General features: G+C 65.1%; 10 protein-coding genes. 1 reads left to right on the top strand and 9 read right to left on the bottom strand.

Annotated features, from left to right (window positions below; translation table 11 throughout):
- Positions 1–18: 18 nt before the first annotated feature.
- The 9 genes from VZ068_RS15505 to pqqA all read right to left on the bottom strand — a co-directional run bounded on the left by VZ068_RS15505 (position 19) and on the right by pqqA (position 10,004).
- Entirely contained in the window at positions 19–2,655 is a 2,637-nt protein-coding gene (locus VZ068_RS15505; RefSeq protein WP_349655797.1) for a TonB-dependent receptor, read from the bottom strand.
- Positions 2,656–2,755: 100 nt separating this feature from the next.
- Entirely contained in the window at positions 2,756–3,787 is a 1,032-nt protein-coding gene (locus tag VZ068_RS15500) for a glucokinase family protein (protein ID WP_349655796.1), read from the bottom strand.
- A gap of 458 nt (positions 3,788–4,245) precedes the next feature.
- On the bottom strand, positions 4,246–5,736 hold the full coding sequence (locus VZ068_RS15495; RefSeq protein ID WP_349655795.1) for a PhoPQ-activated protein PqaA family protein: 1,491 nt from the start codon (positions 5,734–5,736) through the stop codon (positions 4,246–4,248).
- Between the two features lie 482 nt (positions 5,737–6,218).
- Positions 6,219–6,731, bottom strand: coding sequence for a hypothetical protein (locus VZ068_RS15490; protein WP_349655794.1), 513 nt, complete (start codon positions 6,729–6,731; stop codon positions 6,219–6,221).
- 63 nt (positions 6,732–6,794) lie between these two features.
- Positions 6,795–7,922 (bottom strand): pyrroloquinoline quinone biosynthesis protein PqqE, encoded by a 1,128-nt coding sequence (pqqE, locus tag VZ068_RS15485; RefSeq protein ID WP_349655793.1) that lies wholly within the window; start codon positions 7,920–7,922, stop codon positions 6,795–6,797.
- On the bottom strand, positions 7,919–8,197 hold the full coding sequence (gene pqqD, locus VZ068_RS15480; RefSeq protein ID WP_046962997.1) for a pyrroloquinoline quinone biosynthesis peptide chaperone PqqD: 279 nt from the start codon (positions 8,195–8,197) through the stop codon (positions 7,919–7,921). Before pqqD ends, pqqE begins: the two co-directional genes overlap by 4 nt.
- The gene (gene pqqC / locus VZ068_RS15475; protein ID WP_349655792.1) at positions 8,194–8,946 is read right to left on the bottom strand and encodes a pyrroloquinoline-quinone synthase PqqC; all 753 of its coding nucleotides are present in this window, start codon (positions 8,944–8,946) and stop codon (positions 8,194–8,196) included. Before pqqC ends, pqqD begins: the two co-directional genes overlap by 4 nt.
- Positions 8,943–9,842, bottom strand: a complete 900-nt coding sequence (gene pqqB / locus VZ068_RS15470; RefSeq protein ID WP_349655791.1) for a pyrroloquinoline quinone biosynthesis protein PqqB — start codon at positions 9,840–9,842, stop codon at positions 8,943–8,945. The genes pqqC and pqqB overlap by 4 nt, the downstream gene beginning before the upstream one ends.
- An 81-nt stretch (positions 9,843–9,923) precedes the next feature.
- A complete protein-coding gene (pqqA, locus tag VZ068_RS15465) occupies positions 9,924–10,004 on the bottom strand; it encodes a pyrroloquinoline quinone precursor peptide PqqA (RefSeq protein ID WP_002812057.1) in 81 nt (26 codons plus the stop codon).
- Positions 10,005–10,296: 292 nt separating this feature from the next.
- On the opposite strand from pqqA, the gene VZ068_RS15460 reads away from it, so the two are divergent.
- Positions 10,297–12,480 (top strand): bifunctional (p)ppGpp synthetase/guanosine-3',5'-bis(diphosphate) 3'-pyrophosphohydrolase, encoded by a 2,184-nt coding sequence (locus tag VZ068_RS15460; RefSeq protein WP_276577118.1) that lies wholly within the window; start codon positions 10,297–10,299, stop codon positions 12,478–12,480.
- Positions 12,481–12,591 lie beyond the last annotated feature (111 nt).

Below are 12,591 nucleotides of genomic sequence, written 5' to 3'. Positions count from 1 at the left end.
CCCACGACGGCGCCGACGTCAGAACTTCACGTGCAGGCTCGCCATATAGCGCCGCCCGCTCCTGTAGCGGCCAGCCAGATGGTCCTTGTCGCCGAGGTATTGCAGATACTCTTCATCCAGCAGGTTCTGCCCATCGAGCTGCAGCGACCAGTTCGGGCTGAATGCATAGCCGATGCTGGCGCCAAGTTCGGCGTAGTCGTCCACGCTGGCCGGCGCCGCACCGGCCACATAGCCGCCGGCAAGATAGCTGTCGCGCCAGTTGTAGGTCAGCCGTGCATTGAGCGGGCCTTTCTCAAAGTACGGGCTGAACGCCACGCTGTTGCGCGACTGGTACGGCAGCGCATCGCCGGTGTTGTTTTCACCGTTGGCGTAGGTGTAGTTGGCGGTAAGGCCAAAGCCGCTGTCGCCAAAGGGCTGCTGGAATGCGATGTTGAAGCCCTTGACCTTGCCGTCGCCGGCGTTGCGCGGGCGTTGCACGCTGTAATCGCAGTAGCCGTCGGCGGTGCAGCCATTGCTGCCGAGCAATTGCGCCCAGCTCTGCGGTGCGGTGTCGCGTAGCGCGTTGTACTGACGCTCCACGCTGGCACTCGTGTCGATGTAGTTGTCGATCCTCTTGTAGAACACCGACCATGCCACCACGGACTGCTGCGCGAAGTAGTACTCGGCCGATAGATTGAAATTCCACGATTCGTACGGCGACAGCTCCGCGTTGCCGCCGCTGCCGGTCAGTGTGGTGTCGTTGAGGAACGTATTGTTGACCATCTGGTTGTAAGGCGCCCAGGCGATCACCTTGGCCGCGGCAAAGCGGAACACCCAGTCCTGGCTGGTGTCATAGGACAAGGTCAGCGACGGCAGCAGGAAGTCCTCCTTGCGGGTACGCGTCTGCCACAGGCTATCGACATTGGCCAACGACGGTGTGCCGCTGTAGACGAAGCCGCTACCTTCGGTCTTGGAGTCCACATAGCGCACGCCCAGATTGCCGCGCAGGCCGCCGCCGGAGAAATTCAGCTGTGCGTAGGCGGCGTTGTTGGTCTGCTGCAGTGCCCAGCTGTTGTTGAGATAGCTGGCCGGATCCGGTGCGTTGTAATCGACCGGGCTGTTGCGGATCCAGTTCAGCACATTGTTGCGCCCGGCCTGCACGTGCCGGCCGTGGTCGGGATAGAAATCCTGCAGGTCGGTCAGGCCGATCGTGCCGACGTCGGCCAATGTGCCAGGGGTTACCCCGCCGTAGACGTTGAGTTCGAAACGTTCCTCATGCTTGCCATGGCGCACGCCGAGCAGCAGTTGGTTGAACACGCCATCGAACTGCAGGTCCAGGTCCAGTTGCCCGTATGTGTCCTTGCTTTGCGTGGAGAAGATCCCGTTGTTGCCGAACCAGCCGCCGGCCGAGCCCCAGTTGGCCGGGTTGCGCGCAGCTGCAGGGTCGTCGAACTGGATGCCGCGGCGCGTGTCCCAACGGAATCCGCCGTTGTAGAACGGCTCGATGAAGTATTGCGACAGATCCTTGTTTTCGGATTTGCTCTGGCCCACCTGTCCCTTCAATCCCCAGCCATCGCCGGCGAATGCGCCGCGCAGGTCCAGGCCTTTGGTGGTGACTTTCGATTCGCGCACGTTGTTGTCGTAGATCACCGTGCCGCCAAGCGGGTCGGCATTGGCGCCGGAGTGGCCGCTGGTCACCACGCCGTTGCGCACATCGCCGAGCTGGTCCACTGCAGCCACCGTGCCGGCATTCCAGGTCAGAAAGCTGTACATCGACTGGTTGTAGTTGTCGAAATTCTCGTTGATGTACAAGCCGCTGAGGTTGAATTCCAGTGCGTCGCTGGGCTTGAGTTGCAGGTTGACCACCGCGCTGTCGCGCTCGCGGTCCTGCTGGAACCAGGCAGCGTTGATCGAGTTGGGCACATCTGCATCGGCAGGAACCGTGCCTGCGGCGTTGGCAAACGTGCTGGCGGGCGCGTAGCCGAACACCTCCATGCCGCGGCGGTCCACGCGTTCTTCGTAATGCTGCGCGGACACGGCGATGCCCAAGGTTTCTGCCGGGTTTTTCCAGCTGTATAGCAGCGCCGCATTGGGCTTGCCCTTGCTGGCCTGGTCGCTATAGCTGTAGCCGATGGAGCCGGCGATCTCGTTGGCTTCCAGATCCAGTGGTTGGCGCGTGTGCATCAGCACCGTTCCACCCAGGCTGCCTTCGGTCAGCCGCGCTTCGGAGGATTTGAGGATCTCCGCGCGGCCCAGGATCTGCGGCGCCAGCAAGGTGTAATCGAATCCGCGGCTGGGTTGCTCGCCGTATAACCAGATCGCCTGCGCCACCGGGTGGCCATCCAGGAACGACAGGTTCAAGCTGGGGTCGGTGCCGTCGATGCTGACGCGCTCGCCCTGGCCGAAGCGGCGATCCAGGGTGACGCCGGGAATCTGCGACAGCGCTTCGGCCACGTTGGTGCTGGGAAACTTGCCGATGTCTTCGGCGGTGATCGCTTCGGAAATGCCTGCGTTGTTGCGTTTGGTATCCAGGGATTTTTCCAGGCTGGCACGGATGCCGACCACCTGTACGGCATCCAGTTCGGTGGCTTGCTGGCCAGCGCTGTCCTGGGCTTGCGCGGTCACCGCCAACGACAACGCAATCGCACTGCACAGCAGTTTGGTGCTGTCTTTCATGATGTCTCTCCTCATCACGCACAGGGATGGATGGCGGGCCGTGGCTCGCCGGATGCGGGGGCTAGCAACCGCACGTCCGGGAAAACGTGCGGTGGAACGCTTACGACATGTCAGCGTGGTGGTGCAGATACCAGTTGGCCGCACCGAGCACGCCCAGCTGCCCGTGCTCGACCAGCTTGACCGGGATGCGTTCGAGCACCCCGCGCATATTGCCCTTGTCCAGAAAGCGCGCACCGAATGCGCTGGACGCCAGAAAGTTTCCGATCGTCGGCAGGATGCCGCCGGCCAGATAGATGCCGCCAGCGGCGCCGTAGGCCAGCGCCATGTCGCCGACTGCGTGGCCGAGCAGGGCGCAGAACACATGCAGCGTTTTGCGCGCCAGTGGGTCGTCTTCATGCAATGCCGCGTGCGTGATTGCCGCAGGCTGCTGGTGGCGTTGCGGCAAGCCGTGCAGCGCGCACACCGCGGCATACAGCCGCAATAACCCAGGCCCGGACAACACGTGCTCCAGCGGCAGGTAGTGCCGGTCGCGCAGCAGAATGCGCAGCAGCTGATGTTCGTGCGCGTGAGTGCTGGCCAGTGCCACCTGGCCGGCTTCGGTCGCCAGTACGATGGGGCGGGGCTTGGCATCGATCCACACCGCAGCTCCCAATCCGGTGCCTGGGCCGACCACCAGAATCGGCCCGGCGCTACGCGCATGCCGCGGCGTAGGCCCGCTCAGTTGCAGCAGCGCGCGCGGCTCCATCTGCGGCGCTGCGTAGGCAACCGCTTCGAAGTCGTTGACCAGATGCACGTTGCGCAGCTTCAGCGTGGCGCGCAGGCGGGTGGGTGAGATGCTCCAGGGCAGGTTGTTGCTGATGAAGCTGCCGTCGTCCAGCGCAACGCCGGCGCTGGCAATGACGACCGTCTCGACACGGCCGGCCTGCGGCAGGAAGTCGGCCAGGATGGCTTCAAGGCTGACGTACTCGGCGCAGCGATAGGTGCGGTAATGCGCCAGCGCGATGGCGTCCTCTGTCTGCACTACATGACCAAGACGCACATGCGTACCGCCGACATCGGCAGCGATGAAGCCGGCGGCGACAGGAACAACGGGCATGGCAGAAACGTGAGCAGAACGCGAAGTCGCAGCCACATGCAGTCCTTTGGTCCGTCTGATCGGCCGATGCCATCAGCGCGTAGCGGCCTGTTTAGGAGTTGGTGACAACGATGTCAATGGTTCAGTCGGGTTGGATCGATCTTGGTGGCGGGCTCAAGTGCAAAAACCGCGACTGGTGCCGCTTCTGTGCGGACTTCATTGCGCAACGCGGACAAGACGGTGCAGTCGTCGGGTCTGCAGCCTGCATATTGAGGATGTAGCGGCGTGCTCACCTGGTGTGACTACCCGCAGCGATCGTGAGGTGCACGCTCACCGGTGACCCGCCCTGATTCGGGAGTGCCGCAAGGCATCGCGGACAACCGTCCTATCAGGTCGTTGGCGTACCTGACGTCACGCAGCGTCACGGCAGGTCGCGGATCAAGCCCGCTTCCGGAAAATGGCTGACGGCGGCCAGGCGGATCCGTTGCTCGCTCTGACCGCAACCGCAATCACCTTCAACGCGCAGCGGCGCGAGTGGCCATGCCGGGTAACGTGCTGCAGGCGGCGTTGTCGGTGGGCGGCGCGCTGGAAGGATATTGCTGCTTGCCGAGCACGTAGGTCTGGCTGGTGGCGACGAATCCATCCGCATAGGTGGCTTCAACGAAATAGGCGCTCCAACCGACCTCTGGAGTCTGCACCGGCACCGAGACGGTGTTGCCGCGTGCAAGCACGACCGGGGTGGCGCGATAGCGGATGCCGCAGGCGTAGCGGAAGTCGCGCGCCTGCGGATTGGTGGCCGACCATAGCCGCACTTGCGTTGGTCGTTCCGACGAACGGAAACGTATCGTGGCGGCGTCGCCTGTGCGCAAGGTGTCGCTGACTTTTGGCAGCGCGCGCTGCTGCTGCAGCCGTGCAACGAAAGGTACGAGGCTGTCGACGACCGACGCGCGGATGCCGTTGTGCGCGCTGTTGGGCACCATGCGCAAGGCTTTGCTGCCGGGCAACGCGTCATAGAACAACTGCGTGTTGTCCGGCAGGAAAAAATCATCGCCGCTGGCGTTGACGATGTACTTGGGCACCATCAGGCGCTTGCGCTGCGGCGTGCGCAGATAACTCAGCGGATCTTGCACTTGCACCAGTTGCGCAAACGCCGGGGTCTGCAGTTGCGCAGTAATTCCCTGTTTGGCATAGGCGTTGAATGCAATCGGCCAGTTGCCGCCGTATGCCCGGTACATATGGTCCAGCACGGCCGGCATGTTGAGGGTATCGATCACGAACGGCGCCACTGCATCGACGCGTGGGTCGGCGATGGTGGCGTGCCAGCTGGCCCAGCCCCGTTTGGACGCACCGGCAAGAATGAAGCGATGGATCTGTAGCGGTGCCAGCTCGCGCTCGGCCAGGCTCATGGTGCGCGCGATCGCCGCCGTCATCGGCACATGCAGTGGCATGGTCTTGCGTTGCTGCGGCGATTGCAGAAACAGCGACCAGCTGTAGGCCACGCTATCGTCCTCGCGACGCGCGGTGGCATCGCCCTGATACTGCAACGCCTGATTGGGAATATCGCTCAGCGCGATGACCACGGTGCGGCTGCGTTGCGCCAGCGCCGCCAGCGCTTCGGGCGACAGCTCGTTGGCTGGCTGCGCCGCACTCCCTGCGGGCGGGTGACGCGTGCCGTTGGTGGAGATCAGCAACGCACGTGTCTGCAGTGCATCGGCGGGCACATACATCGCCACGTCATGCTGCCAGGTGGCCGGGGTGACCAGTCCTTCAGGCGACCATGTTTGCGAGGTCAGCAGGTACTCGCGCCGCTCGACCCCGGCGATCCGGCTGATGGCGCCTTTCGTGTAGACCAGCGGCTGCTGTTCCACTGCATCGCGATAGCAGACCAGGGCCTGATCGAACCCGACCTCCGGCGCCGTGGCGCAGCGCTCGGCAGCGGTGGACGCCAGCGCCGGCCCTGCGACCAAGGCCAGCAGTGCAATCCCGTAATGTGTCATCAGGCGCATCGGCGTTCTCCGTGAGCGGCGCTGGGGGCGGCGCGATCAAGTGCCCGGTCTGCTGCACCGGACGCAAGCATCGAGCCGGTCGTCAGTGGCAAGTCTGGCACGTACGGCGCATGGATTCGTTGCAGTGCCTACGCCGTGTGCTGGCCAAAACGATGTCGACGTTGTCGGCGAATGGAGGTCGTTTCGTTGACTCACTAGCGTCTCGCAAAGGCGCGCTCGCCTGCGATGGGGTCTGTCGGCAAGCCCTCATCGCACCTCCGCGCGCCTGGATGCGGGCGCCGGGTTTCTATGCTTCGGTAGCACGTTCCGCCGTCCGCACTGTTTGTGCGGGCTAAAACCTGCAGGGGCTAAAACTCGCAGCGAGCAGTCGTCGGGTGGGCAGTGACTGCGCGCTCAACATCGCAGCGTGCGACTGGCCCACGCCATCACGAGTACCGGCCGCGCGCGCCTGACCGCGAGCGCCGTCGTTTTGTTGGCGGCTGTTACTTGATCCGCCGCACTTTGGCAGGGGTGTTGTAGCCCTCGATCTGCAGATACCACACACCGACCAGGCCGGGCTTGATCTTGACCTTGGGAGCGTCCTTGCGCGCGCCGGCGAGGCTGGCTGCGTCGGTCTGTTCCCACTCCTGACCATTGGCCAGGGTATAGATGCGGCCTTTGGAAAAGCCCTTGAACTCGCCGACGATGCTGCTTTCGATCGGCTCCTTGCTGCCGAAGTCGAAGAAGCCACGGTTCTTGACGATGATTTCCTGGCGGCCGGCCTCCTTGGCCTGTTCGACCACGACGGCGGCTTCCTTGGCTACCTTGCCCTGGAGCCAGTCGTTGAGTGCGGCCAGTTCGCCGGCATCGAGCTTGTCCAGGCCGGCGGCCTTGAACTGTTCGGCGCTCATCTGCGACTGCAGATCGCCGTGCACTGCGCGCTGCGCCAGGGCCGGGGTGGCGGTCAATGCAAGAGACAGGCAGACCAGCAGGGGAATGCGGCGCACGAGCGACATGGAAGCCATCCGACAGGAAAGAGGTGGCTAGTGTAGACGCTGTTTCGTGCCGGCCGACGCCGCTCAGTCCAGGCTGTCTGCAGTGGCCGCTGTCGCATGTGCGGGGCGGGCGGGACGGCGATAGATGAATTCCGGCGGCGACGCGGCCGCCTCGGTGTCGGCAAGAGCGCGCACCTGGGCATGGTCGGGCGAACGTTCGCATACCGGATCCAGCGTGCCGGCATCGCCACTGAGCGCCAACGCCTGGCAGCGGCAGCCGCCCCAGTCGATCTCGCGCTTGGGACAGCCCTGGCAGACCTCGGGCATCCATGCGGTGCCGCGAAACCGCACGAACGCCTCGCCGTTGTTCCAGATATCGGCCAGCGAGCGGTCGCGCAGGTTGTCGAAACGCATGCCGTCGATGGTTTCGGCCGCGTGGCAGGGCAGTACGTCGCCGCGCGGGGAAATATTGACGAAGCGCTGCCCCCAGCCACCCATGCAGGGTTTGGGTTGGCGCGCGTAATAGTCGGGGGTGACGAAGTCGATCGCCAGGCGGTCGCCGAGCTCGCGGCGCGCGGTTTCCACCGCGCCAATGGTGGCCATCAGCTGCTCGCGGCTGGGCATCAGCGCGGCGCGATTGCGCAGACCCCAGCCGTAGTACTGGGTGTGCGCCACTTCGATGCGCTCGGCCTGCCATTCCAGCGCCAGCGCAATCATGCCGGGCACGCGCTCGGCGTTATGCCGGTGCAGTACCGCGTTGAGCGTCAGCGGCAGCCCGCGCGCGCGCACGGCCGCGGCGAACTCGCGTTTCTTCGCCAGGCTATTGCGATAACCGGCGATGCGGTCGGCACCGGCCGGGTCGACGTCCTGCACGCTCAGCTGCACATGCTCCAGCCCGGCCGCCCGCAGCTGGTCCAGCATCGGCTCGCCGCCGGCCACGCCGGAGGTGATCAGGTTGCTGTACAGCCCGAGCGCGCGTGCATGCGCCACCAGTTCGGGCAGATCCTTGCGCAACATCGGCTCGCCGCCGGAAAAGTGCGCCTGCAGCACGCCCATGTCGGCCGCCTGCTGCAGCAGCGAGCGCCAACCGGCGGTGTCCATTTCCTCACGCAGCGCGGCCAACGCAATCGGGTTGGAGCAATACGGGCACGCCAGCGGGCAGCGATGGGTCAGTTCGAGCAATACCGATAGCGGTGGCGGTGCGGTCGTCATAGCCGTAGCAGACGTTTCTGATGCAGGGTGGTGGTGAGTTCGATCACGTCCACTTCGATCTCGGTGGCGTCGGCATCGAATTCTGCGGCGAGTTCCTGCGCGATCTGCGCCAGCGAACGTGCGCCATCGAAGCGCTGCGCCACCACCAGCGCGATCTCGTCGAGCTCGACCACACGCTCGGGTGCAAGCAGCACCCACTGGTCGCGTGCACGGTCATGCTGCAGGCGCACGCCCGCGCGCAGGGCCGGCTGACTCTCGCGGGTAATGCCGCTCACGCAGCGGCCCGGCGGGCGTCGCGATCGGGCACAAATGCGTCCGGCCACACGATGCCTGGCGCGACATAGGCCACGTGCAAGGCATCCAGCTGCGCCCACAACACCGAGCATTTGAAATGCAGGGCGGCTTTCACCAGCTGCTGCTTTTCGACCGTATCGGCATGCTGCTTGACGTAGTCGAGCGCGAAATCCGAATCGCGTGGCGCCTCGGTCAGCCGGTGCTCGAAGTACGCCAGCGCTTCGGGCGAGACGAAGTCGTAATGCTTGAGCATGCCGGCCACGCGCTGACCGATGATGTTGGGAGCGAACAATTCGGTGAGCGAGGAGGCGATCGCCTCGAGCAGGCTTTTTTCGCGGACAAAGTGCAGATACGCCTGCGCCGCAAAGCGCGTGCCGGGCAGCAAGGCGCGTCCGGATTCGACCAGGCCGCGATCCAGGCCCAGCGCGTCGGTCAGATGCAGCCAGCGCGCGATGCCGCCATCGGTGGCGCTATTGCCATCGTGGTCGAGGATGCGCTGGCGCCAGATCCGCCGCAGCGCCGGGTCTTCCATGCGCGCCAGGATCGCGGCGTCCTTCAATGGAATGCAGCGCTGGTATTCGAAGCGATTCAGCGCCCAGGCCTGCACCTGGCCGCGATCGAGCTTGCCGTCGTGCAGCAGGGCGTGAAACGGGTGCTGGTCGTGATACAGACGAGCGCCGATCGCACGCAGATCCGCTTCCAGTTGGTCGGGGGTGAGCAGGGCGGTCACAGCGTGATCTCCAGGCCGTCGTGGGCAACATCCCAGCCGCTGGCACGCGCACTGGCGTATTGCGGCGAGTGGATGTCGAGCACGGGATTGGTGGTGTTGATATGGATGAAAATCTTGCGTGCCACATTCAACGACGCGAACGCGGCGATGCTGCCATCGGGGCCGTCGATGCTCATGTGGCCCATGCGCTGGCCGGTTTTCTGGCTCACGCCCAGTTGCACCATCTCATCGTCGCGCCACAGCGTGCCGTCGAAAAACACCAGCTCGGCGCCGTGCAGGCGCGCGCGTAGTGCGTCGGTCATCGCCGCGCAGCCGGGGATGTAATGCACGCGGTGCTGGCCATCGTCGATGGTCAGCCCGAGGGTTTCTTCATTGGAGCCGGCCAGGTCGCCGCCGCTGCGCGACTCCATGAACAGCGGTACCTTGCCCGGCACCGAGAAGGGCGTGAGTTGCAGGCCCGGCAGCGATACCGGTGTGTCCAGCGCAAACGGCTGGCGCGTCACGTGGTGCGGGTTGACCGCATCGAAAATAGGGTTTTGCGACAGCAGGTCCAGCACCCGGCTGCTGGCATGCAGCGAGAACGGCTGGCTTTCGCGCATCGACAACAGCCCGGCGATATGGTCGATCTCGCCACTGGTCAACAGCACCGCCTCGATCGGGGAGTGACGCAGACCGTGCTGCGGCCACAACGCGGGTGTGGCGAGAATCTGCTGGCGGAAATCGGGTGAAGCATTGATCAGCACCCAGCGCTTGTCATCGGCACTGACCGCGATGCTGGCTTGGGTACGACGTTGGGCACCGTCTGCTTGTTGCCATGCCCGCTGACTCGCGGGGGTGTGGCAATTCCACTGCGGGTGCCCACCGCCGGCCGCCGATCCCAGAACGATGATGCGCATGGAAACTGTTACCTAATCTGCCGGCAGGTGCCGGTCATGCATCAAGAGGAAAGGCGGCTGGTGCGATCGAGACGTGCCGGATCAAAACTCGCCAGAGACGTAGCAGTTGATTTCGGCGCCACAGTTGACTTCACGAACGACAGGCTTCTTCCAGGTCTTCATCGGCTACCTCGCAGTGGATGGAAAAACGCCGTCGCGGCGTAATGCAGCGATGACGTGGACCGAGCATAGGCAGCCGGTTTACTCCAATTGTAAAGAGCTTGTAAAAAGCCGCGATCGCGTCGCAATTGGCTTGGCGCGCTGACGCCAATCCATCGCAGAGCGGTTGCGAATCAAGGCCTTGGCGGGTGAACCGGGCATAAGCGCAGGCAGGCTGCCGGCAGCCGTTTGCGCGGAAATTGCGCGTTGTGGAGAAGGTGACGCGCACGTTACCGTAGCGATCAGACCCCAGTGATTGCCGGCCGCCGTGTCCACCGTTGTGACCAGTTCCTCATTCGAACGCCTGCATGCCTTGCTGCAGCGCCCGGCCCTTGCGTCGATTGCGCCGGCATTACGCGATGCATTGGCGCAGGCCTGGCAGGATGCGCCGCCCGCGCAGGCCGACGGCGTGCCGTGGGCATTGCTGGCCGACACGCTGGACGTGCTGGCATCGCTGGCAGCCGACGAGGCGACGTTGATTGCGGCACTGCTGTTCGACCTGCCTGCGTTACGTGGGGCGGTGGCTGGCCTGCCCTGGCAACCGGTGGAGCGGCGGGTGGCGGTAGAAGGGCTGCTCGACGGTCTGGATGCGGCCGACCAGGTGTGGGCGTTGCACGCCGGGCGCGAGGCCGGGCGCAACAGCGAGGGCTTGCGGCGGCTGCTGCTGTCCATCATCCACGATCTGCGCGTGGTGCCGATCCTGCTGGCGCGGCAGTTGGCGCGCATGCGTGTGGCCGACCGTCTCAGTGAAGAACAGCGCCGCGCGCTGGCCCAGCTCACCCGCGACATTCATGCGCCGCTGGCCAACCGGCTGGGCATCTGGCAAGTGAAGTGGGAGCTGGAAGACCTGGCCTTCCGGCACCTGGAACCGGACACCTACCGCCGCATCGCGCGCGAAGTGGACGAAACCCGGGTGGCGCGCGAGCGCTATCTGGAAGCGGTCAAGCGCACCTTGTCGGCGGCGCTCGCCCAGCAGGGCCTGCGCGCAGAGGTGAGCGGGCGACCAAAGCACATCTACAGCATCTGGCGGAAGATGCAGAAGAAGCGACTGTCTTTCGATCAGTTGTACGACATCCGCGCGGTGCGCGTGATGGTCGAGGACGTGGCGGCCTGCTACGCCGCCCTGGGGGCGGTGCATTCGTTGTGGGCACCGGTGCCCAGCGAGTTCGACGATTACATCGCCCGGCCCAAAGCCAACGACTACCGCTCGCTGCATACCGCCGTGGTCGGCCCGGAAGGGCGCACCATCGAAATCCAGATCCGCACCCACGAGATGCATGCGCAGGCCGAGCTCGGCGTGGCCGCGCACTGGAAATACAAGGAAGGCGGCAAGGGCGGCGAAAAAGCCTTCGACCGCAAGATCCTGTGGATGCGCCAGTTGCTGGAGCAGGTGCAGGAAGGCGAGCACGGCGAGCTGGCCGGCGCGCTGGATGCCGAGCTGATCGAAGACCGCGTGTATGCGCTGACCCCCAAGGGCGAGGTCATCGATTTGCCGCAGGGCGCCACGCCGCTGGATTTCGCCTATCACGTGCACACCATGGTCGGGCATCGCTGCCGCGGCGCCCGGGTCAACGATCGCATCGTGCCGCTGACCTACCGGCTGCGCAGCGGCGACCGGGTGGAGATCATGACCGCCAAGGAAGCCGACCCGCGTCGCGACTGGCTGCTGGCATCCAACGGCTTTCTGGCCAGCGGGCGCTCGCGCGACAAGGTGCGCGCGTGGTTCCACAAGCTCGACCGTGCGCGCAATGTGCAGGCGGGCAAGGACCTGCTCGATCGCGAACTCAAGCGTCTGGGCCTGCAACACGCCGATCTGAGCGTGGCGACGCGCAAGTTCCATGCGGAAAACCTTGACGATCTGTATATCCAGGTGGCGCTGGGCGATACCGGGCCGAACCAGGTCAGCCGTGCGCTGCTGGAAGCCGAGCGCGCCGCCTCGCAACCTGCAGTGCCGCCGCCGCCGCGACCCACCGCGCGCCGCGAGGGCTTGGGCAAATCCAAATTCACCGTAGAGGGCGTGGGCAATTTGCTGGTGCAACTGGCGCGGTGTTGCCAGCCGGTGGCCGGCGAGCCGATTGCCGGTTACCTCACCCGCGGCCGCGGCATCACCGTGCACCGCACCGACTGCGCGGCGTTGGCACGGCTGGCTGCCGCCCACCCGCAGCGCGTATTGCCGGTGGAGTGGGGCAAGGCCGGCAGCGGTTACGAGGTGGATGTGCAGGTGCGTGCGGTGGACCGCCGCTGGCTGCTCAAGGACATCACCAACCTGATCGCGCAGGAAGATGCGCACGTGCTGGAAATCAACAGCGACAACGTGCGCGACACCGGCAGGGCGCAGCTGCGCCTGCGGCTCAAGGTCAGCGACTACGACCAGCTGTCCGCCTTGCTCGGCAAGCTGGATGCCTTGCCTGGCGTGAATGAGGTGCGGCGACTGGGCTGAGCGCGGGTAGGCGGCGTCGCCGCTGGTCGGGGCGCATCATCGACTGCCTCTGCGCGCGTTGCGCTTTCGAACGTGGCGTGCGTGGCCGCCGTGGGGCGGAAACGCGTGCCT

The sequence above is a fragment of the Xanthomonas sp. 10-10 genome, assembly GCF_040182365.1.
Taxonomy (GTDB): Bacteria; Pseudomonadota; Gammaproteobacteria; order Xanthomonadales; family Xanthomonadaceae; genus Xanthomonas; species Xanthomonas arboricola_F.
This window is presented reverse-complemented; position numbering and strand designations above follow the sequence as displayed.

Excerpts from the sequence above, each read along its gene's own strand:
- VZ068_RS15505 (WP_349655797.1), bottom strand. The coding sequence starts at position 2,655 with ATGAAAGACAGCACCAAACTGCTGTGCAGTGCGATTGCGTTGTCGTTG.
- VZ068_RS15495 (WP_349655795.1), bottom strand. The coding sequence starts at position 5,736 with ATGCGCCTGATGACACATTACGGGATTGCACTGCTGGCCTTGGTCGCA.
- VZ068_RS15490 (WP_349655794.1), bottom strand. The coding sequence starts at position 6,731 with ATGTCGCTCGTGCGCCGCATTCCCCTGCTGGTCTGCCTGTCTCTTGCA.
- pqqE (WP_349655793.1), bottom strand. The coding sequence starts at position 7,922 with ATGACGACCGCACCGCCACCGCTATCGGTATTGCTCGAACTGACCCAT.
- pqqB (WP_349655791.1), bottom strand. The coding sequence starts at position 9,842 with ATGCGCATCATCGTTCTGGGATCGGCGGCCGGCGGTGGGCACCCGCAG.
- pqqA (WP_002812057.1), bottom strand. The coding sequence starts at position 10,004 with ATGAAGACCTGGAAGAAGCCTGTCGTTCGTGAAGTCAACTGTGGCGCC.